Consider the following 21,596-nt stretch of genomic DNA (forward strand, 5'->3'; position numbering starts at 1 on the left):
TATTGCCGCCGCCCGCAGGCCAGTTGAGCGGGGAGGGCGCGTTAAATCAGGTCCTACGAGCGGCGTCCGCTGGGTAGTCTCGGCGCGGGAACGGCGCCGGACGGGGGCGAGACGCCCCGGCCGGAGAGCCGCACCGGACCAGTCCGAGCAGCGACCGACCGAAGCGGGGGCTTCCATGGCAGATCATGACCTGACGGGTTTTGACCGCGGCACCTTCACCCACGACGGCACCACCCGCCGGATTCTGCGGCGTGGCACGGGGCCCGCCGTGATCGTGCTGGCGGAAATACCGGGGATCACGCCCAAGGTGCTGGAGTTCGCGGAACGCGTGGCGGCCATCGGCTGCACCGCCGTGCTCCCGGTGCTCTTCGGCACGCCGGGCCGCGATGCCGATCCCGCGCACATCGGCCGGCTGAAGGCCGGACTCTATATGGCCTCGTCCATCGGAAAGGTGTGCGTGAGCCGGGAATTCACCGTGCTGGCCACCGGGAAATCCTCCCCCGTGGTGACCTGGCTGCGGGCCCTGGCCGCGCACGAGCACCAGCGCTGCGGCGGCCCCGGCGTCGGGGCCGTCGGCATGTGTCTCACCGGGGGCTTCGCCCTGGCCATGGCCACCGACGAGCGCCTTCTCGCCCCCGTCCTGTCCCAGCCGTCCATGCCGCTGCCCGTTACCAAGAGCCGGGCCGGCACCACCGATATCTCCGCCGAGGAACTCGCCGCCGTCCGGGGTCGGTGTGAGCGCGAGGGCCTTCGGGTCATGGGGCTCCGGTTCCGCGGGGACCGGCTGGTACCGGGTGACCGGTTCGCCTTTCTGCGCCGCGAGCTCGGCGAGGCGTTCACCGCCGTCGAACTGGACGACTCCGCCGCGCGTCCCGACGCGGTGCAGTCGCCGCACGCCGTACTGACCGAGCACCTCATCGACGCACCGGGCCAGCCGACCCGCGCGGCGCTGGACGGGGTGCTCGACCTCTTCCGTACGCGCTTGCTCGAACAGGGCCCGCTCGCGGACACGGAGGGCGTGGGGGCAGGTGCGTGACGTGGGCGGAACGCCACGGACGGCCTCGCGGAACGGGAGGCGCGAGGTGAGCCGCGGCCCGGCCGGCGGGCGTTCGGGGACCCGCCCGGTCAGCCGTGTCCGGCCTCCGGGAGCGGAAGGTCCTCCTGGCCGGCGAGGAAGGCCCTGACCAGGCGGCCGGCCCGGGGGCGGCATTCCTGGAAGTAGGCGTGGCGTGCGCCGGTGATGAGGTGCATCCGGGCCCGGGGGATACGGGCGGCGAGCAGCGGGGCGTTGGCCGCGGGCGTGAGCCGGTCCTGATCGCCGTGCAGCACCAGGGTGGGCGCCACGATCCGGGGGAGCGCGTCCCAGGCGTCGTGCTCGTTGCTTGCCACCAGATGGCCCCGGCGGGCGTGCGGGGGCATCCCGGGGTCGCCGAGCGTCGTGTACGGGCCGGGATGGTCCGCCAGCCAGGCAGGGGAGTACATCAGGTCGAGGAGGGCCTGCCGCGACGCGGTCGGGTCGGCCTGGGACAGGGCGCGCCGTACCGAGGCGTCCCGCTCCTGTGCCTGCGGTCCGCCGGGTGAGGTGCACCCCAGGACGAGGCGGCCGACCCGGTCCGGGTGGCGGGCGGCGACCCACTGGGCGACGCGGCCGCCCATGGAGGTCCCGTACACATCGGCCCGCTCGACACCCAGGTCGTCCAGGACCGCGATCACATCGTCGGCGAACAGCCGGGTGGAGTAGGGCCCGTCGGGTTTGCCGCTTGCCCCGGTGCCGCGGTAATCCATGGTGACCGTGGTGTGTGTGGCGTGGAAGTCCTCGCGCACACCGTCCCACCAGTGGTGGTTGTTCGCCTGTCCGGCAAGGAGCACCAACGGGCGGCCGGAGCCGTGACGTTGATAGGCCAGGACGGTGCCGTCCTGGGCACGGGTCGAGGCGTGGAGCTGCTGAGGGGGGTCTGTCATGCCGTTCCTCGGGTCTTCCCGGACGAAGCGGCCAGTTGTTTGAGGTCCACCGCTCGCTCCTGAGCGGCCATGCTCATCCGGCATGGCACCATCAGTTCTCGCTCTTTCCTTGCCCCTGCCATGCATGTTCATGATGTCACTGGCCGGGTGGCGCTCACCCGGCGCCTGATCGCATGCTTCCAGCAGCAGCAGCAGCAGCAGCAGCAGCAGCAGCAGCAGCAGCCGGGCCGCCGTGCTCCCTCAGCCTTGGAGGTCACCGTATGAACGAGCTTCCGCTCTCCGGCATCACCGTCGTCAGCGTCGAGCAGGCCGTGGCGGCCCCCTTCGCCACCCGCCAACTGGCGGACCTCGGCGCACGTGTGATCAAGGTGGAACGCCCTGACGGAGGCGACTTCGCCCGGCGGTACGACACCACGGTGCAGGGGCAGTCCAGCTACTTCGTATGGCTCAACCGGTCCAAGGAGTCCCTGACCCTGGACCTGAAGTCGACGCGTGGCCGGGAGATCCTGGAGGAACTGCTCGCCGGCGCCGATGTGTTCGTACAGAACCTGGCCCCGGGCGCGGCCGCCCGGCTGGAGCTGGACGCGGCGTCTCTTGCGGGGCGGCACAAAACGCTGATCCCCTGCACCATCTCCGGTTACGGCACCACCGGGCCCTGGGCCGACCGCAAGGCGTACGACCTGCTGATCCAGTGCCAGACCGGTCTGGTGTCCCTCACCGGAACCGCCGAGGAGTCCGCCCGTGCGGGGGTGTCGGTCGCCGATATCGCCGCCGGTATGTACGCCTACTCGGGCATCCTGACCAGCTTGTACACCCGGGCGGTCAGCGGTGTCGCGCGCGCCGTGGAGGTCTCCCTCTTCGAGGCGCTGGCCGAATGGATGCACCAGCCCGCCTACTACACCCGGTTCGGCGGCACCCAGCCTCCGCGGCTCGGCACCCAGCACGCGACCGTCGCGCCGTACGGGGCCTACACCGCGGCCGACGGGCAGGAGGTGCTGTTCTCCATCCAGAACGAGCGCGAGTGGGCCGCCCTGTGCGAGCGGTTCCTGGAGCGCCCGGACCTGGTGGACGATCCGCGCTTCGCCACCGGCCCGGACCGGGTGACCCACCGGGACGCGCTGAACGCGATCGTGGCCGAACGGTTCCGGCGGTCGGACAGCCGTGAGGTGACGAAGCTGCTGGACTCCGCGGGCATCGCCAACGCCGGGGTCAACAGCGTCGAGCAGTTCCTCGACCACCCGGTGCTCCGGGAGCGGGGCCGCTGGCGCGACGTGGGGATTCCCGGCGGGACCGTGCCGGCGCTCCTGCCGCCGGCCGACCTCGCCGGGACCGCCCCGCGCATGGACGCCGTCCCCGCCGTCGGCGAACACACCGAGCGGATCCTGGCCGAGCTGGGACACGGCACCGCCGAGATCGAAAGCCTCCGCGCCCACCACGTCATCTGACGAAGCCACCCCCGCGCCCGCCGGCAAGGAGAAGCACAGCGTGAGTACTCTCGACAGTCTTTCCGAGGACGAGCGGGCCATCGTCGGGACGGTGCGCGGCTTCGTCGACAAGGACGTCCGGCCCGTGGTCCGGGAGCTCGAACACGCCGACACCTACCCCGCGGCCCTGATCGAGCAGATGAAGCGCCTCGGGATCTTCGGTCTGGCCGTCCCCGAGGAGTACGGAGGCACTCCGGTCTCCACGCCCTGCTATGTGCTCCTCACCGAGGAACTCGCCCGCGGCTGGATGAGCCTGGCCGGTGCCATGGGCGGCCACACCGTGGTCGCAAAGCTGCTGCTGCACTTCGGCACCGAGGAACAGAAGACCCGCTACCTCCCCCGGATGGCCACCGGCGAGATCCGGGCCACCATGGCCCTGACCGAACCCGGCGGCGGCTCCGACCTCCAGGCCCTGCGCACCGTTGCCCGCAGGGACCCGGACGGCTACGTGATCAACGGCTCGAAGACCTGGATCACCAACTCCCGGCGGTCCCGGCTGATCGCCCTGCTGTGCAAGACCGACCCCGACGCCACCCCCGCGCACCGGGGCATCTCGATCCTCCTCGTCGAGCACGGGCCCGGTCTGACCGTCTCCCGCGACCTGCCCAAGCTCGGCTACAAGGGCGTCGAGAGCTGTGAACTCTCCTTCGACGACTACCGCGCGCCGGCCGGTGCCGTGCTCGGCGGCGTCACGGGCAAGGGGTTCGCCCAGATGATGAAGGGGCTGGAGACCGGCCGGATCCAGGTCGCCGCACGGGCCCTCGGCGTCGGCCGGGCGGCGCTGGAGGACGCACTCGCCTACGCCCAGGAGCGCGAGTCCTTCGGCAAGCCGATCTGGCAGCACCAGACGATCGGCAACTACCTGGCAGACATGGCCACGTCCCTCTCGGCGGCGCGCCAGCTCACACTGCACGCCGCACGCGAGGCGGACGCCGGGCGGCGGGTGGACATGGAGGCCGGTATGGCGAAGCTGTTCGCCTCCGAGACCGCGATGCAGATCGCCCTCAACGCGGTGCGTATTCACGGCGGTTACGGATACTCGACCGAGTTCGACGTCGAGCGGTACTTCCGTGACGCGCCCCTGATGATCGTCGGCGAGGGCACCAACGAGATCCAGCGCAAGGTGATCGCCGACCAGCTCGTCGAGCGGGGCGGCCTTGACGTGTGACGGCCGGGCGGCGGGCGAACGGATCGTCCGGACAGTGCCCGACGCCTACGCGGTGTTCGCCGCCACCCACCCGGAGAGCTGACGTCCTGACACCGGCCCCGGACACCGTCACCCGGCGTTCCTCGGATGCTGCCGGGCCGACCGCTCGTTGCCCCGCCGGTAGTTGCCCGTCCACCGGGCCATCACCAACTGGGCGTCGCCGGACGCCACTTCCCGCAGGAACCGCTCGGCCCGGCCGCCCCGCACCACCGCCGCCCGACGTCCGTGATGGCGCATCACCACGGATCCGTCGCCCAGCTCCTCATAGGTGAACCCATGCGCCTTCGACATCCGTCTCCCCCTGTCATGCCCACTCCGGGCACCTCATCGTGGTGCCACAGCCGTCCTGCCGCGAGCGGTTTTTCGCGGGGCGCACGTCGCCGGCCCGGTTCGGGGACGGTTCGGGGACGGTTCGGGGTGGGTCTTGCGGATCGGCCGGGCGGGGGCTGATCCGCAAGGACGCGGCCTAGCTTCCCGAAGGCGGCGGCCCCGTGCTGCCGCGGGGGACGAGTTCGGTCGGCAGGACTATGTGGCGCTGATGGGCGCCGTCGGAGTCGTCGATCACCGACCGGGCCAGGCGTACGGCGGTGCGCCCCAGGTCGGCGGCGGGCTGGGCCAGTGTCGTCAGGCCCAGGACCCCGGCCATGACGTGGTCGTCGAAGCCCATGACCGAAACCCGCCCGGGGACCGGGACATTGGCCTCCCGCAGCGCCGCCAGCAGGCGGAACGCCATATCGTCGGTCTCGGTGAACAGGGCGGTCGGCGGGTCCTGGAGGCTCAGCAGCCGGCCCACCGCCGCGCCCATCCCGCTGCCCTTCCAGCCCGGCACGCTCATGACGAGTTCCTCGTCGTGCTCCAGCCCCGCCTCGTCGAGGGCCCGCAGATGTCCGGCGAGCCGGTTCTTGCTGCTCCAGTGGAAGCCCGTCGCGTCGACCGTCTGCAGGAACGCGATCCGCCGGTGCCCGAGATTGATCAGATGGCGGGTGCCCCGCAGCGCGGCGTCCGCGTCGTCCACGTAGACGCTGGGGCGCCCCGGGGCGTGCTGGCTGACGAACACGAGGGGCATGCCCAGGTCGTCCAGGCGGGCACGCTCGGCGGGGGTGAGCGAGAAGCTCACCACGAGCAGGGCATCGGCATTGCGGCGGGCGGGCAACCGGTCGAAGAAATCGGCACGTTCGCGCACATCGGCCACGCTGTAGACCAGCAGGTCGAGACCCGCCTCGCGCAGCGCGGGCGCCATACCGGCCAGCGCCGCGCTCAGGAACCACGACTCCAGGTGCGGGAGGAGTACGGCGACCCGTCCGGTGCGGCCGGTCACGAGACTGGAAGCGCTGCGGGTGATCGCGAACGAGAGCTCGCGGGCCGCCTCCTCCACACGGGCGCGTGTGGTGTCCGAGACCGTCGACAGTCCGCGCAGAGTGCGCGACACCGTGGATACCGAAACCCCCGCCCGATGGGCCACATCGGCCATCGTGGCCTCGCTCCGAGCTGAGGACATGCCGGGACGCTAGCACAAAATGACGATGACAGCGTTGCCAGTAGATCCACAAGGAAATCTGTTGTTCACGAACCGTTGACCTGGTGACAAGGCCACTTCTAGCCTGCAAGCGCTGTCATCGATGGCAGCCAAGACGTGAGGAGCACTCATGGCCTTGAGCCGCAGAACCCTGCTCGCGGGCGGTCTCGCCGCCGGAGCCGGGCTCACCAGCGGTTGCGCGGGCAAGCCCTTGGACACCCTGCTGACCCAGGCTGCCCACGTCCCGCGTACCCCGGCCACCCTCGTCTGGTGGGTGTCCGAAATCCCCTCCCGGAACGGTCCGGTGGTGGCCGACCTGATCATCCGTGCCTTCGAGCGCCGCCATCCGCACCTCCGTGTCCGGAAATCGAACGCCCTCAGCACCACCGACGGCAACCGCGCCGCGGTCACCACCCAGCTCGCGGGGGCCTCACCCACCCCCGACGTCTACCTGGGCGACACCACCTGGCCGGCCCAGTTCGGCGCCAACTCCCTTGCCCTGCCGGTGCAGACGCTGCTGCCCAAGGACTTCTGGGGGGACTATCCGGCGGCCCTGCGACGGGTCAGCGAGTACCGCGGAGCCGTGTACGCCCTGCCCTTCTACACCGACAACTCCTTCCTCTTCTATCGCAAGGATCTGCTGGCCAAGCACGGCCTGCCGGTGCCCCGCACCTGGGAGGAGCTGCTGCGCACGGCGCGCAGGATCCAGCGGGCCGGGGACGCCGCCTACGGCTTTCTCTGGCAGGCCTCCGTATCGGAGTCGCTGACCTGCAATGTCGCCGAGTTCCTGGCCGACGCCGAGGCCCCCGTACTGGACGACGCGGGCCGGGTGGCGCTGAACGGGCCGGGCGCGGAGCGGGCCTTCGCGCTGATGCGGGAATTCACCGAGACCGGGGTCACGCCCCGTACGGTCACCACCTACGCGGAAGCGGACTCCCAGGACGCCTTCACCGGCGGCCGCGGCGTCTTTCTGCGCAACTGGTCCTACGCCTGGGGCAATGCGGCCAACCGCTCGGTCTCCAAGGTGGCCGGCCGGGTCGGGGTCGTCCCCCGCCCCGGCTTCGACGGCGACGGTCCGCGCGGGGTGAGCTGCGCCGGCGGCTGGAGCAATTTCGTCAATCCCAACTCCCATCACCTCGGGGCCGCGGTCGCCTTCGCCCGCTTCTGCGCCGGAGAGGAGGCGCAGATGATCCTGCTGAAACACGCCGGGGTGATTCCGGCACTCGAAGGGGTGCTGACCCGGCCGGAGGCCCGCCGGGTCGGTGATCCGACGCTCACCCGGGCCCATGAACTGCGGCTGGTCGCCCGGCCGGTGCAGACCCCGTACTACCCCCAGGTCAGCAAGGCGCTCTACACCCAGGCCAACGCCGTCACCGGCGGCCGGGCCACGCCCGCCCAGGCCGTGCGCGCGGCCCGCGCCGACATCCGGACCGCGCTGGAAGGCAGGGCCCTGTGAATGCCGTTACCTCCTCCGCGACCGTCGCGCGGGGCCCGGACCCGCAGCCGGCCGGACCGCCGGCCGGACCCGGACCGCGCGGCGGCGGACCGGCCCGGATGAGCCGGCGCCGACGGGCGCGCACCGGCTGGTTCTTCGCCTCGCCGGCGCTGATCGTGATCGCCGCCGTGACGGTCTTCCCGGTGCTCTTCTCGCTGCTGCTCAGCTTCGCCGATGTCCGCCTGGAATACGGCGGGTTCCGTCTGCTGTCCCTGACGGGCGACCATTACGCCGCCGTCTTGAGCAGCCCGGAATGGCGCTATGCGCTCGTCTTCACCTTCGGCTTCACCGCCGTCACCGTCCTGCTGGAGCTGGTGCTCGGCACCGCCGCGGCGCTCGTGCTGGAACGGCTGGGGGCCGCCCGCGGCTGGGTGCTGGCGGTGCTGCTGCTGCCCTGGGCGCTGATCAATGTCGTCGCCGCCCAGTTGTGGGGCTATCTCTTCAACGGCACCTATGGCGGGCTGACCTGGATCTTCGAGCAGATCCTCGGCCGCCAGCCGGACATTCTCGGGCAGCCGGCCTCCGCCATGGGCGCCATGGTGGTGGTCGATGTATGGAAGACCACACCCTTTGTCGCGATTGTCGTCCTCGCCGGGCTGATGCTGATTCCCGGCGATGTCTACGAGGCGGCAGAGATCGACGGCGCCGGCGCCTGGACGACGTTCTGGAAGGTGACCCTGCCGCAGCTGCGGCCGATCATGGCCATCGCCGTCCTCTTCCGCATCCTGCAGGCCTTCGGCATCTTCGACCTGCCGTTCGTCCTGACCCAGGGCGGACCGGGCACCGCCACCGAATCCCTGGCGATGCTCGGCTACAAAACGCTCTTCCAGAACCTCGACATCGGCCGGGGCGCCGCGGTGGCCACCACCACCGCCGTGATCGTGATCAGTTGCTGTCTGCTCTTCCTGCGGGTCTTCAAGACGCAGGCCGACGAAGGAGGGCGGGCATGAACCGCCGTGCACCGGCCTCCGGCATCCGCCGGTACCTCAACGCCGTCAACCTCGGCGGTCTGGCGATCGTGGTGCTGTCGGCACTGCCGCTGTACTGGATGATCGCGTCGTCCTTCAAGGGGCCGGGCGAGATCAGCGCCGCCCCGCCCAGCCTGGTACCGGAAGCGGCCACGTTCGGCAACTACGCGGAGGCCTTCGTCCGCAACGGCATCGGCCGCTATCTGCTCAACAGTGTGCTGGTGGCCTCTGTTTCCACCGTCGCCGTGCTCGGGCTGTCCTTCTTCGCGGGGTACGCCCTGGCCCGCACCCCGCTGCGCGGCCGCGGCGCCATCATGACCACGCTGCTGATGCTGTCCGTCTTCCCGCCGATCGCGCTGGTCGTGCCGCTGTTCCTGCTGGAGCGCCAACTGGGGCTGCTCAACAGCTACGCGGGCCTGATCGTGCCCTATGTCGCGCTCAATCTGCCGTTCGCCATCTGGATCATGCGCAACTACCTGGTCGGTATCCCCCGTGAGCTGGAGGAGGCGGCCACCGTCGACGGCGCAGGACCGCTGCGCACCGTCCTGACCGTCATCGCGCCGCTGGCCCGGCCGGGACTGTTCACCGCGGGCATCTTCACCTTCACCGCGACCTGGGCGGAGTTCCTCCTGGCGCTGACCTTCAACAGCGAGGACGGCCACCGCACCGTTCCGGTCGGCATCGCCCTGTTCACCAGCCAGTACACGGTCCCCTACGGGACGCTCTTCGCGGGGGCCGTGGCCGCCACCGTACCGATCGGCGTCCTGGTCATGATCTTCCGCCGCTCGATCGTCTCGGGCATGACCTCCGGCGCGGTGAAGGGATGACCCCGGCCCCCGTGCCGGCCGGCCCCGTGGCCGCCCCCGCCGCACCCGGTCCGACCCGGCGCCGCACCGCGCCGTACCCCTCCCGCAGCTACCGCTGGGAGGTGCCCCCATGCGTCCGCTCCCGCCCCGAAAGGCCTCCACGTGACCGCACAGCACCTCGACCCCGCCCGCGACACCACCGACTGGTGGCGGCAGGCCGTCGTCTATCAGGTGTACCCGCGCAGCTTCGCCGACTCCGACGGCGACGGCATCGGTGACCTCCCCGGAGTGACCTCCCGGCTGCCCTACCTCGCGAGCCTGGGCGTGGACGCCGTCTGGCTGAGCCCCTTCTACCCCTCCGAGCTGGCCGACGGCGGCTACGACGTCGCCGACTACCGCGATGTCGACCCGCGGCTGGGCACCCTCGACGACTTCGACGCCATGGTCACCGAGGCACACCGCCTGGGCCTCAAGGTGATGGTGGACATCGTGCCCAACCACTCCTCCCACCAGCACGTGTGGTTCCAGGAGGCGCTGCGCGCCGAGCCCGGATCCGCCGCACGGGATCGCTATGTCTTCCGCGAGGGCAAGGGCGAGCACGGTGAACTGCCGCCCACCGACTGGATCTCCTGCTTCGGCGGCCCCGCCTGGACGAGGCTGCCCGACGGCTGGTGGTACCTCCACCTCTTCGCCCCCGAGCAGCCCGACTTCAACTGGGACAACCCCGAGGTCCGCGCGGACTTCCGCACCACGCTGCGCTTCTGGTCCGACCGCGGCGTCGACGGCTTCCGGGTCGATGTGGCACACGGGCTGGCGAAGGACCTGGCCGCTCCGCTCCGCGACATCGGCACCGTCGAGGGCTACACGCCCGGCGACCTGCCCGAGGACGGCAGCCACCCCTTCTGGGACCGCGACGAGGTCCATGACATCTTCCGGGAGTGGCGCAAGGTCTTCAACGAGTACGACCCGCCCCGGGTCGCCGTCGCCGAGGCCTGGGTGCGCAGCTCCCGCCGTACCGCCTACGCCACCCCGCAGGAGCTCGGCCAGGCCTTCAACTTCGACTTCCTCAAGGCCTCCCTGGACGCCGCGGAGCTGCGGGCCTCCATCGACACCGCGCTCGCCGACGCACGGGCGGCCGGGGCGACCGCGACCTGGGTGCTCTCCAACCACGATGTGATCCGGCACGCCTCCCGCTACGGCCTCCCGGCCGGCCGCGACGAAGAGGCCTGGCTGCTCTCCGACGGACAGGAACCCGCCCTGGACCGGGAGTTCGGCCTGCGCCGGGCCCTGGCCGCGACCCTGCTGATGCTGGCGCTGCCCGGCTCGGCCTATGTGTACCAGGGCGAGGAACTGGGCCTGCCCGAAGTCGCCGACCTCACCCGCGACAGCCTGCAGGACCCGGTATGGACCCGGAGTGGCGGTGCGCTGAAGGGACGGGACGGCTGCCGGGTGCCGCTGCCCTGGCGGCGCGAGGGCAGCTCGTACGGATTCGGCAGCGGCGGCTCCTGGCTGCCGCAGCCCCCGGGCTGGGGCGCGCTGTCCGTCGAGGCACAGCAGGACGAGGCGTCCGCGCCCCTGGAGCTCTACCGCACCGCGCTGGCCACCCGTCGCCGGCTGGTGGCCGACGAGGCGCTGGAATGGGCCGACGACACCTCGGCGACCGAGCGGGGCATCCTGCACTTCCGCCGCTCGGGCGGCTGGGAGTGTGTATCGAACCTGACGGACGAGCCCCGGCCGCTGCCCGCCGGTGAGCTGCTGCTGAGCTCCGCGCCGGTCACCGGCGACCAGCTGCCGCCGTGGACGACGGTCTGGCTGCGCACCACGCGCTGACCGGCCGCGCCCCGGGGACCTGTCAGGCGCTCAGCGCCGTCAGGTCCCCACGGGCGTGCGCCAGGGCCGCGCTGTCGTAGCGCCGCAGCAGCAGACGGGCCAGCTCGGGCGCCGGGCCGAGCACGGGGGCGAGCAGGTCGGCGCGGGCCTCGCGGGCGCCGGCGGCGATCCGGTCCGGGAGGAAGCCGGGGGCGATGACGTACGGGGCGACGGCCACCCGCCGGACGCCCTCGGCACGCAGCGCCCGTACGGCGTCCGCGGTGCGGGGAAGAGATGCGGAGGCGAACGCAGGACGCACGGCACACCAACCAGCGGTGCGCCACCACTCCCGCGCGATTTCAGCGATCACTGCGCTCGCCTCCGGGTCCGAGGAGCCCGCCGAGGCCAGGACGACCCCGGTCGAACGACGGTCACCGGGCCGCAGCCCGGCTTCCTCCAGCCGGCGCTCCAGCGCGGCGGTCAGGAGGGACGACGGGCCCAGCACGTCGGCCTGACGGATGGACAGCAGGGGCAGCCGGACGGCCGCCTCCCGCAGTACCGCCGGGATGTCGGACTTGGCGTGGAAGGCCCGGGTCAGCAGCAGCGGCAGCGCCACCACGTCCCGCACTCCCTCGGCCGACAGGCGCTCCAGCACCCGCGGCACCCGGGGGGCGTTGAAGTCGAGATAGCCGACCTCGACCCGCAGCCCCGGCCGCAGCGCCCGCACCCGCGCACAGAGCGCGGAGACGGTCGCGGCGTGCCGCGGGTCGCGGCTGCCGTGGGCGATGACGAGAAGCGTGGGGCGGGTGTCCATGGGTCAGCTCTTCACGAGGAGGCCGCGGCTGCGCAGCACCCGGCGTTCGACGGGGGCAAAGATCAGCAGCTCGATGCCGATGCCGACGATGAGGATGAGGAGGATCGCGGACAGCACCCAGGACATGTCCTGGAGCTCACGGCCCTGCTCCAGCAGCTGGCCCAGTCCGGTGCCCAGATCGGGCGCGTTCACGATGAGTTCGGCGGCCATCAGGGAGCGCCACGAGAACGCCCAGCCCTGCTTGAGCCCGGCGATGTAGCCCGGCAGCGAGGCCGGCAGCAGCACATGCCGTACCCCGGCGAAGCCCGTGGCACCGATGGTGCGGCCCGCCCGCAGGTAGAGCGGGGAGATCTGGTCGACACCGGCCACCAGCCCGTTGGCGATGGACGGGACCGCGCCGAGCAGCACCACCGTGTAGATCGTGGCGTCGCTCAGCCCGAACCAGATGATCGCGGCCGGGACCCAGGCCACCGAGGGCAGGGACTGCAGCCCGCTCAGGATCGGCCCGATCGCGGCCCGTACGGCCTTGACCCGGGCGACGATCAGCCCGAGCACCGTGCCGATCGCCACCGAGGCCAGGAAGCCGAGGGCGCCGCGGGACACACTGGTCCACACAAAGCTCAGCAGGGTGCCCTCCAGCCACTTCTGCTGCAGCGAGTGGCCGACCTCGACGGGGCTCGGCAGCAGGTAGTGCGGCTTGAGCTCGAAGTGGTAGGCGAGCTGCCACAGGGCGAGCACGATCGCGATGGCGATCAGCGGAGGGAGCGCCTTCGAGGTGGCGGTGCGCAGCCACGGCTGCCGGTCGACGACCCTGGATTCCAGGGCGTCGAGCCCGGCCTCCAGACCGGCGATGTCGCCGGAGCTGTCACCCGCCTCCGCGGCGGTGGACGGGGCCTTGGTCTCAGTGCTGGCCATGGCGGCGGATCTCCCCACGGAGCTGTTCGGTGATCTCGATGGAAAGGTCGGCGACCGCGGAGTCCTCGATGCGGCGCGGCTGCGGGATGTCCACCCGCCACTCGTGGGCGATCCGCCCCGGGCGGGAGGACAGCAGCACCACCCGCTCGGCGAGCCGTACGGCCTCACGGACGTTGTGGGTGACGAAGAGGACCGAGAGGTTCGTCTCGCGCCAGATACGGGTCAGCTCGTCGTGCAGCACATCGCGGGTGATCGCGTCGAGCGCCGCGAACGGCTCGTCCATCAGCAGCAGTTGGCTGTCCTGGGCGAGCGCACGGGCCATCGCGACCCGCTGGCGCATCCCGCCCGACAGCTCGTGCACCCGCTTGCCGTGGGCGCCCTTGAGCCGGACGAGTTCGAGCAGCCGCTCGGCCTCGTCGCGGCGCTCCGCGCGCGGCACCCCGCGCAGCCGCAGCGCCAGTTCGATGTTGCGGCCCGCGGTCAGCCACGGGAACAGCGCATGCTCCTGGAACATCAGGGCCGGCCGGCCGCCCGGCGTCTCGATGGCGCCGGCGGACGGCGCGTCGAGGCCTGCGACGAGGTTGAGGAGGGTGGACTTGCCGCAGCCCGAGGCCCCCAGGAGGCAGACGAATTCGCCGGGCGCCACATCGATGGTGATGTCGTCCAGGACATGCTGCTGTGCGCCGGTGCGGCCGAACGACTTCGAGACATGGTCGATGCGAGCGGCGTACGGCACGGTGGTGCCCGGGTCCGCCGTGGCGGGCTGCTGCTTGGTGAGCGTGGTGGTCGTCATCGGTGTCACCTCCTGGGGGAGTGCGGTGCTGCGGGCGGGAGCTACTTGCTGCCGAGTCCGGCGTCGTCGACCGGCTGCTTGCCCTCGGACCTGAGCACCTTGTTCAGCAGCGTGAGGTCGTAGATGCCCTTGAGGTCGGGCTTCTTGAGCAGGCCCGCCTTGACGGCGTGGTCGGCCTCCTGCTGGAGGGTGGCGGCCAGCGGGTCATCGGTGACATCGACGTTCTTGAACGCCGAGTCGATGACGTTCTGCGGCAGTGCCTTGCCGGCGACGTCCGCGGAGGCGAGCTTGTCGTTGAGGGTCTTCTTCGCCTCGGCCGGGTGCGAGCGGATCCAGGCGTTGGTCTTCACCGAGGCACGCAGCACCGCCTCGACGGCCTTCGGGTGCTCCTTGAGGAACTTCTGCGAGACGATCATGTTCGTGATGACGAACTTCCCGTCCTTCCACAGCTTCTTCTCGTCCAGGATCGTCTTGCCGCCCTCGGCGACGAGCTTGGAAGCGGTGGGCTCGGGCACCCAGGCACCGTCGATGGCGCCCTGCTGGAAGACCGTGGGCGTCACCTTGTTGTCGGTGCGCTGGACGGTGACGTCGCCCTTGCCGGTGGTGGGGTCGACCTTGTAGCCCTTCTCGGCCAGGTAGTTGAGCAGCGCGACGTCCTGGGTGTTGCCCAGCTGCGGGGTCGCGATCGTCTTGCCCTTGAGGTCGTGGAGGCCCTTGACCTTCTTGGGGTTGACCACCAGCGAGACGCCGCCGGAGGCCGAACCGCCAATGATCTTCAGGCTCTTGCCGTGCGACTTGGCGTAGCCGTTGATCGCGGGGGAGGGGCCGATCCAGCCGATGTCGATGGCGCCCGAGTTGAGCGCCTCGATCTCGGCGGGGCCCGCGTTGAAGACGGAGGACTTCACCTCGGTGCCGCCCAGTTCCTTCTGGAACCGGCCGCTCTGGAGGCCGACCAGGGGGGTCGCGTGCGTGGTGTTGCCGAAGTACCCGATCGTCAGGTGATCGAGCCCGTCGGTCTTGGCGCCCTTCGGGGCGACACCGGCCGCGGTGTCCTTCTTGGCCTCGGAGCCGTAGCCGCAGGCGCCCAGCGCGCCTATCAGGAGCGGGACGGTGGCGGCGGCCGCCAGCAGGCGGTGACGAACGGCAGACACGGGAGGAGTTCCTCTCGGAGGGCCGGGCGGTGCACGCCCTCTAGGGCGCGCCCGGCGAAGCTGTGGATCTTCGGAAGGGGGGTGTGGGGGATACGGAGTCGGGCATCGTCAGCGCACACATCGGCCGACTCCGCCCTGCCCGCTGCCCAGGGCGCCGCTGCCGATGCGGCCGCCCTCTTTCGCGAAGGTCGAGAAAACGTCCTTGAGCATGCTCAGAAGTCCCATCCCTCGTCGTCCGCCGCGGCCGCCGGCGCGGCCTCTTCGGCCGCCTCCGCGAAGGCGGTGCCCGCCATGCCCGCGGTCAGCGTCGTCCCGTCCGCCGGGTCGATCAGCAGGAAGGAGCCGGTGCGGCGGGAGTCGGCGTAGGCGTCCAGCGCCAGCGGCTCCGCCGTGCGCAGCACGATCCGCCCGATGTCGTTGGCGACCAGCTCACCGGGCGCCGGGTGCTGGGAGAGGTCGTCCAGGGTCAGCCGGGACGGAATGTCCTTGACGATCGCCTTGACCGTGCGGGTGGTGTGCTTGAGCAGCACCCGCTGCCCGACGGTCAGCGGCCGGTCCGCCACATGGCAGACGGTCGCCTCGATGTCCTGCGAGACACCCGGCGCGGTGGCCGTCGGGGCGATCAGGTCGCCGCGCGAGATGTCCAGGTCATCGGAGAGCCGGACGGTCACCGACTGCGGTGCCCAGGCGACGTCCACGGCCTGGCCGAGCGCGTCGATCGCCTCGATGGTGCTCGTACGGCCCGAGGGCAGCACGGTGACGGCGTCGCCGACGCGCAGCACACCGGAGGCGATCTGGCCCGCGTAGCCGCGGTAGTCGGGGTGTTCGGCGGTCTGCGGACGGATCACGTACTGGACCGGGAAGCGGCCGGGGTCGTCCGAGGGGTCGGCGACGACGGCCACGGTCTCCAGGTGCTCCAGCACGGTCGGGCCGCCGTACCAGTCCATGGTGGCGGACGGCGTCACGACGTTGTCGCCGGCCAGCGCCGAGATCGGGATCGCGGTGATCTCCGGGACGCCCAGCGAGGCCGCGTACGTCGTGAACTCCTCGGCGATGGCGGCGAAGACGGGCTCGGCGTAGTCGACCAGGTCCATCTTGTTGACGGCCAGGACGACATGCGGGACCCGCAGCAGGGCGGCGACCGCGGCATGCCGGCGGGTCTGCTCGACGACACCGTTGCGGGCGTCGACCAGCACCACGGCCAGCTCGGCGGTGGAGGCGCCGGTGACCATGTTGCGGGTGTACTGCACATGCCCGGGGGTGTCCGCGAGGATGAAGCGGCGGCGCGGAGTGGCGAAGTAGCGGTAGGCGACATCGATGGTGATGCCCTGCTCGCGCTCGGCGCGCAGCCCGTCGGTCAGCAGCGCCAGGTCGGGCGCCTCCTGCCCGCGGCTGCGGGAGGCGTGCTCGACGGCCTCCAGCTGGTCGGCGAGCACCGACTTGGAGTCGTGCAGCAGCCGGCCCACCAGGGTGGACTTGCCGTCGTCGACGGATCCGGCGGTGGCGAAACGCAGCAGCGAGGTGGCACCCGCGTCAACGGCGTCGATCGCGCTCGTGGTCGTGCTCATGGTTAGAAGTACCCCTCGCGCTTGCGGTCCTCCATGGCGGCCTCGGACATCTTGTCGTCGGCCCTCGTCGCGCCCCGTTCGGTGAGCCGGGACGCGGCGATCTCCGTGATCACGGCCTCGATGGTGTCCGCGTCGGAGTCGACGGCGCCGGTGCAGGACATGTCGCCGACGGTGCGGTAGCGCACCTGCCGGGTCTCCAGGCTCTCGCCGTCCTTGGGGCCGCCCCACTCACCGGGCGCCAGCCACATACCGTTGCGGGCGAAGACCTCCCGCTCGTGGGCGTAGTAGATGGCGGGCAGCTCGATCTTCTCGCGGGCTATGTACTGCCACACGTCCAGCTCGGTCCAGTTGGACAGCGGGAAGACCCGGACGTGCTCACCGGGGGAGTGCTTGCCGTTGTAGAGCTGCCACAGCTCGGGGCGCTGCCGGCGCGGGTCCCAGCCGCCGAACTCGTCGCGCAGCGAGAACACCCGCTCCTTGGCGCGCGCCTTCTCCTCGTCCCGGCGGCCGCCGCCGAAGACCGCGTCGAAGCGGCTCTTCTCGATGGCGTCCAGCAGCGGGACGGTCTGCAGCGGGTTACGGGTACCGTCCGGGCGCTCGCGCAGCTCACCGCGGTCGATGAAGTCCTGCACGGAGGCGACGTGCAGCCGCAGCCCGTGCCGCTCCACCGTGCGGTCGCGGTAGTCGAGCACCTCGGGGAAGTTGTGCCCGGTGTCGACATGCAGCAGCGAGAACGGCACCGCGGCCGGCGCGAACGCCTTCAGCGCGAGGTGCAGCATGACGATGGAGTCCTTGCCGCCGGAGAACAGGATCACCGGCCGCTCGAACTCGCCCGCCACCTCACGGAAGATGTGCACCGCCTCGGACTCCAGGGCGTCCAGGTGCGACAGCGCGTAGGGGTTGTCGAGGTCGTCGGTCACGGCAGCGGTGGCGGTCATGCCAGTCCCCTTTCGGTGAGCAGCGTGTGCAGCGCCGCCGCGGACTCCTGCACGGTCTGGGTGTGCGATTCGAGGCGCAGATCGGGCGACTCGGGCGCCTCGTACGGGTCGTCGACGCCGGTGAGCCCGGAGATCTCGCCCGCCGCCTGCTTGGCGTACAGGCCCTTCACATCCCGCTCGGAGCACACCTCGACGGGCGTGGCCACATGCACCTCCAGGTAGGCGGTGCCCTCGGTCTGGTGGCGCTTGCGCACCGCCTCGCGGCTGTCGGCGTACGGCGCGATCACCGGCACCAGCGCCTTGACGCCGTTGCTCGCCAGAAGTTCGGCCACGAAGCCGATGCGCTGGACGTTGGTGTGCCGGTCCGCGCGGGTGAACCCCAGGCCCGCGGACAGGAATTCGCGGATCTCATCGCCGTCGAGCACCTCGACCCGGTGGCCCTCGCCGCGCAGCCGTCCGGCGAGCTCGTGCGCGAGGGTCGTCTTGCCCGCGCTCGGCAGACCGGTCAGCCAGATCGTGGCGCCCGTCATGGATATCTCCTGATGCTCGGTCATCCGTGCAGCCCGCACTCGGTCTTGTTGCTGCCGGCCCAGCGGCCGGCCCTGGCGTCCTCGCCCTCCAGCACCCGGCGGGTGCAGGGCGCGCAGCCGACGGAGGCGTAGCCGTCCGTCAGCAGCGGGTTGGTCAGCACACCGTGTTCGGCCACGTACGCGTCCACGTCGGACTGTGTCCAGCGGGCGATCGGCGAAACCTTCACTTTCTGCCGTTTCGGGTCCCAGCCGACGACCGGGGTGCCCGCCCTGGTCGGCGACTCGTCCCGGCGCAGCCCCGTCGCCCAGGCGTCGTACCGGGCCAGGCCCTCTTCGAGGGGCTTGACCTTCCGCAGCGCGCAGCACAGGTCGGGGTTGCGGTCGTGCAGCTTCGGGCCGTGCTCGGCGTCCTGCTCGGCCACCGTCTGACGAGGGGTCAGGGTCAGGACGTTGACGTCCATCACCTCGGCCACCGCGTCGCGGGTCCCGAGGGTCTCCGGGAAGTGGTAGCCGGTGTCCAGGAACACCACGTCCACACCGGGGAACGCCCGCGAGGCCAGATGCGCGACGACCGCGTCCTCCATCGAGGAGGTGACGCAGAAGCGCGGACCGAAGGTCTCGGCGGCCCACGTGAGGATCTCCAGCGCGGGCGCGTCCTCCAGGTCGCGGCCCGCCTGCTCGGCCAGCTGCTGCAGGTCGGCTGCGGTGGTAGCGGTGGTCACGACTCACCTCCGTCGGGTGCGGCAGGGGACTTACCGGTCAGCCCCTGGGCCAGCAGGCCCAGGAACTTCAGCCGGAACGCACGGCTGCAGGACCGGCATTCCCAGGCTCCATGGCCTTCCTCGGAGGGCTGCAGGTCCTCGTCCCCGCAGTAGGGGCAGTAGAAGGGCGCCGCACGCTCACTCATTTGAGGGCACCCTCTTCCGCACGGGCCGCCCAGGTGGCGAACCGCTCGCCCTCCTCGCGCTCCGCCTCGAAGTTGCGCAGCACCCGCTCGACGTAGTCGGGGAGTTCATCGGCGGTGACCTTCAGACCGCGGACCTTGCGGCCGAAGCCGGGCTCCAGGCCCAGCGCGCCGCCCAGGTGCACCTGGTAGCCCTCGACCTGGTTGCCGTCGTTGTCCAGCACCAGCTGGCCCTTGAGGCCGATGTCGGCGACCTGGATACGGGCGCAGGCGTTGGGGCAGCCGTTGAGGTTGATGGTGACGGGCTCCTGGAAGTCCGGCATCCGGCGCTCCAGCTCGTCGATGAGGGACGCGCCGCGGCCCTTGGTCTCGACGATGGCCAGCTTGCAGAACTCGATACCGGTGCAGGCCATCGTGCCGCGCCGGAACGGCGAGGGGGTGACCTGGAAGTCCAGCGCCTCCAGCCCGGCGACGAGCGAGTCGACCTGGTCCTGCGTCACATCGAGGATGATCATCTTCTGCTCGACGGTGGTGCGCAGCCGGTCGGACCCATGGGCGGCGGCCAGTTCGGCGATCTTGGTGAGGGTGGTGCCGTCGACCCGGCCGACGCGCGGGGCGAAGCCCACGTAGAAGCGGCCGTCCTGCTGCTGGTGCACCCCGATGTGGTCGCGCCACTTGGAGCGCGGCTGCTCGGGCGCGGGGCCGTCGATCAGCTTGCGCTGGAGGTACTCGTCCTCCAGTACCTGGCGGAACTTCTCCGGGCCCCAGTCGGCCATCAGGAACTTCAGCCGGGCGCGGGTGCGCAGCCGGCGGTAGCCGTAGTCGCGGAAGATCCCGACGACACCGGCCCAGACGTCCGCGACCTCGTCCAGCGGCACCCAGGTGCCCAGGCGCTGGGCGAGCTTGGGGTTGGTGGACAGACCGCCGCCGACCCAGAGGTCGAAGCCGGGGCCGTGCTCGGGGTGGACGACGCCGACGAAGGCCACGTCGTTGATCTCGTGGACCACGTCCTGGACGGGGGAGCCGGAGACCGCGGTCTTGAACTTGCGCGGCAGGTTGGAGAATTCCTTGCTGCCGATGTAGCGGTCGTGGATCTCGTCGACGGCGGGCGTGCCGTCGATGATCTCGTCCGCCGCGATACCGGCCACCGGGGAACCGATGATCACGCGCGGGCAGTCGCCGCACGCCTCGGTCGTGGAGAGCCCGACGGCCTCCAGCTTCTCCCAGATGGCGGGGACGTCCTCGATACGGATCCAGTGCAGCTGGATGTTCTGCCGGTCGGTGATGTCCGCGGTGCCGCGGGCGTACTCCTCGGAGACCTCGCCGATGGCGCGCAGCTGGGCCACGGACAGCCGCCCGCCGTCGACCCGGACCCGCAGCATGAAGTGCTTGTCGTCCAGCTCCTCCGGCTCCAGGATCGCGGTCTTGCCGCCGTCGATCCCGGGCTTGCGCTGGGTGTACAGACCCCACCAACGCATCCGGCCACGCAGGTCGTTGGGGTCGATCGAGTCGAAACCGGCCTTGGAGTAGATCGTCTCAATGCGTGTCCGCACATTGAGACCGTCGTCGTCCTTCTTGAACTGCTCATTGCCGTTGAGCGGCGTGAAGTGGCCAACGGCCCACTGGCCCTCACCGCGGTGGCGTCCGGCCTTACGGCGGGTCGTGGCAGCTGCGGGGACTTCGGAGGAGGCGGCCATGGGTGTACGTCCTTCTGGGCGGGCTCAAGGGATCCGGAACGGTCGCCGGGCACCACGATGGCCTGCGCAGACACACCGAAAGGCGGCGCGTGACAACGCGTCGGGGAGGTCTGCGGGTCAAGGGGGTGTCGGCGCGTCCGCGACGATGGGGACGGCGTGGAAAATGCGTGCTGCTGGGTGCTGCCCGGGGCCGAAGGCCCCTGGTGAATGCAGCCTCAGCCCGCCCGACAAATGGCGCTGGACATGCGGCCGAGGTCGACGTGCCGCCGACTCACCAAGGCAATTCCAGCTCGAGACATGACGGAAGCCTGGCACGCCGTTCTCCGGCCAGTCCACCGTCATCCAGGATTTGGACACCTCTGTCCCGCATCGCGAGACGGTGTGCTGTCGGTCACTCTCCGGCGGGGGTGCCGGTCGTGATCGGACCCGTGGTCGGACCCGTGGTCGGACCCGTGGTCGGACCCGTGATCGGACCCGCGCCGGGCCAGGGTCCGGGGGCGGGTATCCCGTCCTCCTCGGCGACCTTGGTGTCGTACAGCCGGAAGCCGCGCCGCTGGTAGTTGGCCATCGCGTGCGGGCCGTCCTTGCTGCAGGTGTGCAGCCACACCCGCTTGGTCGGCGCCCGCCCCGGCCACCGTTCCGCCAGGTCCCAGGCCCGCTCGATCCCGTACGCGAGCAGATGCCCGCCGATCCGGCGCCCCCGGAACGCCGGGACGAGCCCGAAGTAGGTGATCTCCACGGAACCGTCCGCCTCCCCCGCCAGCTCGATGAACCCGGCCGGCGTACCGCGCTCGTACGCCACCCAGGTCTCCACCCCCGGCCGCCCGAGGAACTCCGCCCACTGTGCGTACGGCCAGGTCAGCCGGTCGGTCCAGGCGATGTCCCCGCCGATCGCCGTGTAGAGGAAGCGGCTGAATTCGGGCGACGGTACCTCGGAGCGGACGATACGGACGTCCTGCTCGGCCGGCGGCGCCTGGGCGGGGGACAGGTCGGCGGGCGAGGTCTGTTCGAGGTGCCAGGTGGTGACCGAGATGCTCAT

Annotated in this window: 23 protein-coding genes; 8 read left to right on the plus strand and 15 right to left on the minus strand. The window is 71.1% G+C overall.

Annotated elements, in window-relative coordinates:
• Positions 1 to 175: 175 nt before the first annotated feature.
• Entirely contained in the window at positions 176 to 1,036 is an 861-nt protein-coding gene (locus NUT86_RS31440) for a dienelactone hydrolase family protein (RefSeq protein WP_148589086.1), read from the plus strand.
• Positions 1,037 to 1,125: 89 nt separating this feature from the next.
• Here the strand turns inward: NUT86_RS31440 and NUT86_RS31445 are convergent, their stop codons facing one another.
• On the minus strand, positions 1,126 to 1,962 hold the full coding sequence (locus tag NUT86_RS31445; protein ID WP_274738648.1) for an alpha/beta fold hydrolase: 837 nt from the start codon (positions 1,960 to 1,962) through the stop codon (positions 1,126 to 1,128).
• Positions 1,963 to 2,082: 120 nt separating this feature from the next.
• Between NUT86_RS31445 and NUT86_RS31450 the strand changes: the two genes are divergently transcribed.
• From NUT86_RS31450 to NUT86_RS31460, 3 genes are read left to right on the plus strand one after another with little or no spacing between them, the layout of a single operon-like run.
• Complete coding sequence (locus NUT86_RS31450; RefSeq protein WP_274738650.1) at positions 2,083 to 2,226, plus strand: hypothetical protein; 144 nt, start codon at positions 2,083 to 2,085, stop codon at positions 2,224 to 2,226.
• Positions 2,223 to 3,407 carry a CaiB/BaiF CoA transferase family protein gene (locus tag NUT86_RS31455; protein WP_274738651.1) on the plus strand — a complete coding sequence of 395 codons (1,185 nt, stop codon included), beginning with the start codon at positions 2,223 to 2,225 and terminating at the stop codon, positions 3,405 to 3,407. The genes NUT86_RS31450 and NUT86_RS31455 overlap by 4 nt, the downstream gene beginning before the upstream one ends.
• Positions 3,408 to 3,447: 40 nt before the next feature.
• Entirely contained in the window at positions 3,448 to 4,614 is a 1,167-nt protein-coding gene (locus NUT86_RS31460) for an acyl-CoA dehydrogenase family protein (protein ID WP_109893579.1), read from the plus strand.
• Positions 4,615 to 4,722: 108 nt separating this feature from the next.
• Here NUT86_RS31460 and NUT86_RS31465 read toward each other — a convergent pair whose 3' ends face one another.
• Both NUT86_RS31465 and NUT86_RS31470 read right to left on the minus strand, forming a co-directional pair.
• Positions 4,723 to 4,944: a hypothetical protein gene (locus NUT86_RS31465; protein WP_148589083.1), complete on the minus strand. Its 222-nt coding sequence runs from the start codon at positions 4,942 to 4,944 to the stop codon at positions 4,723 to 4,725.
• 175 nt (positions 4,945 to 5,119) lie between these two features.
• A complete protein-coding gene (locus NUT86_RS31470) occupies positions 5,120 to 6,151 on the minus strand; it encodes a LacI family DNA-binding transcriptional regulator (protein ID WP_229838414.1) in 1,032 nt (343 codons plus the stop codon).
• Positions 6,152 to 6,299: 148 nt separating this feature from the next.
• Between NUT86_RS31470 and NUT86_RS31475 the strand changes: the two genes are divergently transcribed.
• From NUT86_RS31475 to NUT86_RS31490, 4 genes are all read left to right on the plus strand, one after another.
• A complete protein-coding gene (locus tag NUT86_RS31475) occupies positions 6,300 to 7,625 on the plus strand; it encodes an extracellular solute-binding protein (RefSeq protein ID WP_109893585.1) in 1,326 nt (441 codons plus the stop codon).
• Between the two features lie 98 nt (positions 7,626 to 7,723).
• On the plus strand, positions 7,724 to 8,614 hold the full coding sequence (locus NUT86_RS31480) for a carbohydrate ABC transporter permease (RefSeq protein WP_266443534.1): 891 nt from the start codon (positions 7,724 to 7,726) through the stop codon (positions 8,612 to 8,614).
• Positions 8,611 to 9,459: a carbohydrate ABC transporter permease gene (locus NUT86_RS31485; RefSeq protein ID WP_274738657.1), complete on the plus strand. Its 849-nt coding sequence runs from the start codon at positions 8,611 to 8,613 to the stop codon at positions 9,457 to 9,459. The genes NUT86_RS31480 and NUT86_RS31485 overlap by 4 nt, the downstream gene beginning before the upstream one ends.
• Before the next feature lie 141 nt (positions 9,460 to 9,600).
• Positions 9,601 to 11,268, plus strand: a complete 1,668-nt coding sequence (locus NUT86_RS31490) for a glycoside hydrolase family 13 protein (RefSeq protein ID WP_274738659.1) — start codon at positions 9,601 to 9,603, stop codon at positions 11,266 to 11,268.
• Positions 11,269 to 11,290: 22 nt separating this feature from the next.
• Here the strand turns inward: NUT86_RS31490 and NUT86_RS31495 are convergent, their stop codons facing one another.
• From NUT86_RS31495 to NUT86_RS31545, 12 genes are all read right to left on the minus strand, one after another.
• On the minus strand, positions 11,291 to 12,061 hold the full coding sequence (locus tag NUT86_RS31495; protein WP_148591004.1) for a sirohydrochlorin chelatase: 771 nt from the start codon (positions 12,059 to 12,061) through the stop codon (positions 11,291 to 11,293).
• Between the two features lie 3 nt (positions 12,062 to 12,064).
• Positions 12,065 to 12,976 carry an ABC transporter permease gene (locus NUT86_RS31500; protein ID WP_093648495.1) on the minus strand — a complete coding sequence of 304 codons (912 nt, stop codon included), beginning with the start codon at positions 12,974 to 12,976 and terminating at the stop codon, positions 12,065 to 12,067.
• A complete protein-coding gene (locus tag NUT86_RS31505) occupies positions 12,963 to 13,769 on the minus strand; it encodes an ABC transporter ATP-binding protein (RefSeq protein WP_018088962.1) in 807 nt (268 codons plus the stop codon). The genes NUT86_RS31500 and NUT86_RS31505 overlap by 14 nt, the downstream gene beginning before the upstream one ends.
• A 41-nt stretch (positions 13,770 to 13,810) precedes the next feature.
• The gene (locus NUT86_RS31510; protein ID WP_159485534.1) at positions 13,811 to 14,920 is read right to left on the minus strand and encodes an aliphatic sulfonate ABC transporter substrate-binding protein; all 1,110 of its coding nucleotides are present in this window, start codon (positions 14,918 to 14,920) and stop codon (positions 13,811 to 13,813) included.
• Positions 14,921 to 15,132: 212 nt separating this feature from the next.
• Positions 15,133 to 16,488 carry a sulfate adenylyltransferase subunit 1 gene (locus NUT86_RS31515; RefSeq protein WP_274738663.1) on the minus strand — a complete coding sequence of 452 codons (1,356 nt, stop codon included), beginning with the start codon at positions 16,486 to 16,488 and terminating at the stop codon, positions 15,133 to 15,135.
• A 2-nt stretch (positions 16,489 to 16,490) separates the two neighbouring features.
• Entirely contained in the window at positions 16,491 to 17,426 is a 936-nt protein-coding gene (gene cysD, locus NUT86_RS31520) for a sulfate adenylyltransferase subunit CysD (RefSeq protein WP_109893597.1), read from the minus strand.
• Complete coding sequence (cysC, locus tag NUT86_RS31525; RefSeq protein ID WP_018088967.1) at positions 17,423 to 17,956, minus strand: adenylyl-sulfate kinase; 534 nt, start codon at positions 17,954 to 17,956, stop codon at positions 17,423 to 17,425. The genes cysD and cysC overlap by 4 nt, the downstream gene beginning before the upstream one ends.
• A gap of 20 nt (positions 17,957 to 17,976) precedes the next feature.
• Positions 17,977 to 18,678, minus strand: a complete 702-nt coding sequence (locus NUT86_RS31530; RefSeq protein WP_093648504.1) for a phosphoadenylyl-sulfate reductase — start codon at positions 18,676 to 18,678, stop codon at positions 17,977 to 17,979.
• Complete coding sequence (locus NUT86_RS31535) at positions 18,675 to 18,863, minus strand: hypothetical protein (RefSeq protein WP_148591000.1); 189 nt, start codon at positions 18,861 to 18,863, stop codon at positions 18,675 to 18,677. The genes NUT86_RS31530 and NUT86_RS31535 overlap by 4 nt, the downstream gene beginning before the upstream one ends.
• A complete protein-coding gene (locus tag NUT86_RS31540) occupies positions 18,860 to 20,557 on the minus strand; it encodes a nitrite/sulfite reductase (RefSeq protein WP_159485530.1) in 1,698 nt (565 codons plus the stop codon). The genes NUT86_RS31535 and NUT86_RS31540 overlap by 4 nt, the downstream gene beginning before the upstream one ends.
• 215 nt (positions 20,558 to 20,772) lie before the next feature.
• The gene (locus NUT86_RS40700) at positions 20,773 to 20,856 is read right to left on the minus strand and encodes a putative leader peptide (RefSeq protein ID WP_350257049.1); all 84 of its coding nucleotides are present in this window, start codon (positions 20,854 to 20,856) and stop codon (positions 20,773 to 20,775) included.
• Between the two features lie 92 nt (positions 20,857 to 20,948).
• Complete coding sequence (locus tag NUT86_RS31545) at positions 20,949 to 21,596, minus strand: GNAT family N-acetyltransferase (protein WP_274738667.1); 648 nt, start codon at positions 21,594 to 21,596, stop codon at positions 20,949 to 20,951.

The sequence above is a fragment of the Streptomyces sp. G7(2002) genome (assembly GCF_028870195.1).
GTDB classification, from domain to species: domain Bacteria; phylum Actinomycetota; class Actinomycetes; order Streptomycetales; family Streptomycetaceae; genus Streptomyces; species Streptomyces nigrescens.

What these genes read in the sequence shown, in the direction of transcription:
- NUT86_RS31440 (WP_148589086.1), top strand. Translation starts at nt 176, where the DNA reads ATGGCAGATCATGACCTGACGGGTTTTGACCGCGGCACCTTCACCCAC.
- NUT86_RS31445 (WP_274738648.1), bottom strand. Translation starts at nt 1,962, where the DNA reads ATGACAGACCCCCCTCAGCAGCTCCACGCCTCGACCCGTGCCCAGGAC.
- NUT86_RS31450 (WP_274738650.1), top strand. Translation starts at nt 2,083, where the DNA reads ATGCATGTTCATGATGTCACTGGCCGGGTGGCGCTCACCCGGCGCCTG.
- NUT86_RS31455 (WP_274738651.1), top strand. Translation starts at nt 2,223, where the DNA reads ATGAACGAGCTTCCGCTCTCCGGCATCACCGTCGTCAGCGTCGAGCAG.
- NUT86_RS31465 (WP_148589083.1), bottom strand. Translation starts at nt 4,944, where the DNA reads ATGTCGAAGGCGCATGGGTTCACCTATGAGGAGCTGGGCGACGGATCC.
- NUT86_RS31470 (WP_229838414.1), bottom strand. Translation starts at nt 6,151, where the DNA reads ATGTCCTCAGCTCGGAGCGAGGCCACGATGGCCGATGTGGCCCATCGG.
- NUT86_RS31475 (WP_109893585.1), top strand. Translation starts at nt 6,300, where the DNA reads ATGGCCTTGAGCCGCAGAACCCTGCTCGCGGGCGGTCTCGCCGCCGGA.
- NUT86_RS31480 (WP_266443534.1), top strand. Translation starts at nt 7,724, where the DNA reads ATGAGCCGGCGCCGACGGGCGCGCACCGGCTGGTTCTTCGCCTCGCCG.
- NUT86_RS31485 (WP_274738657.1), top strand. Translation starts at nt 8,611, where the DNA reads ATGAACCGCCGTGCACCGGCCTCCGGCATCCGCCGGTACCTCAACGCC.
- NUT86_RS31495 (WP_148591004.1), bottom strand. Translation starts at nt 12,061, where the DNA reads ATGGACACCCGCCCCACGCTTCTCGTCATCGCCCACGGCAGCCGCGAC.
- NUT86_RS31500 (WP_093648495.1), bottom strand. Translation starts at nt 12,976, where the DNA reads ATGGCCAGCACTGAGACCAAGGCCCCGTCCACCGCCGCGGAGGCGGGT.
- NUT86_RS31505 (WP_018088962.1), bottom strand. Translation starts at nt 13,769, where the DNA reads ATGACGACCACCACGCTCACCAAGCAGCAGCCCGCCACGGCGGACCCG.
- NUT86_RS31515 (WP_274738663.1), bottom strand. Translation starts at nt 16,488, where the DNA reads ATGAGCACGACCACGAGCGCGATCGACGCCGTTGACGCGGGTGCCACC.
- cysD (WP_109893597.1), bottom strand. Translation starts at nt 17,426, where the DNA reads ATGACCGCCACCGCTGCCGTGACCGACGACCTCGACAACCCCTACGCG.
- cysC (WP_018088967.1), bottom strand. Translation starts at nt 17,956, where the DNA reads ATGACGGGCGCCACGATCTGGCTGACCGGTCTGCCGAGCGCGGGCAAG.
- NUT86_RS31535 (WP_148591000.1), bottom strand. Translation starts at nt 18,863, where the DNA reads ATGAGTGAGCGTGCGGCGCCCTTCTACTGCCCCTACTGCGGGGACGAG.
- NUT86_RS31540 (WP_159485530.1), bottom strand. Translation starts at nt 20,557, where the DNA reads ATGGCCGCCTCCTCCGAAGTCCCCGCAGCTGCCACGACCCGCCGTAAG.
- NUT86_RS40700 (WP_350257049.1), bottom strand. Translation starts at nt 20,856, where the DNA reads ATGTCTCGAGCTGGAATTGCCTTGGTGAGTCGGCGGCACGTCGACCTC.
- NUT86_RS31545 (WP_274738667.1), bottom strand. Translation starts at nt 21,596, where the DNA reads ATGAGCATCTCGGTCACCACCTGGCACCTCGAACAGACCTCGCCCGCC.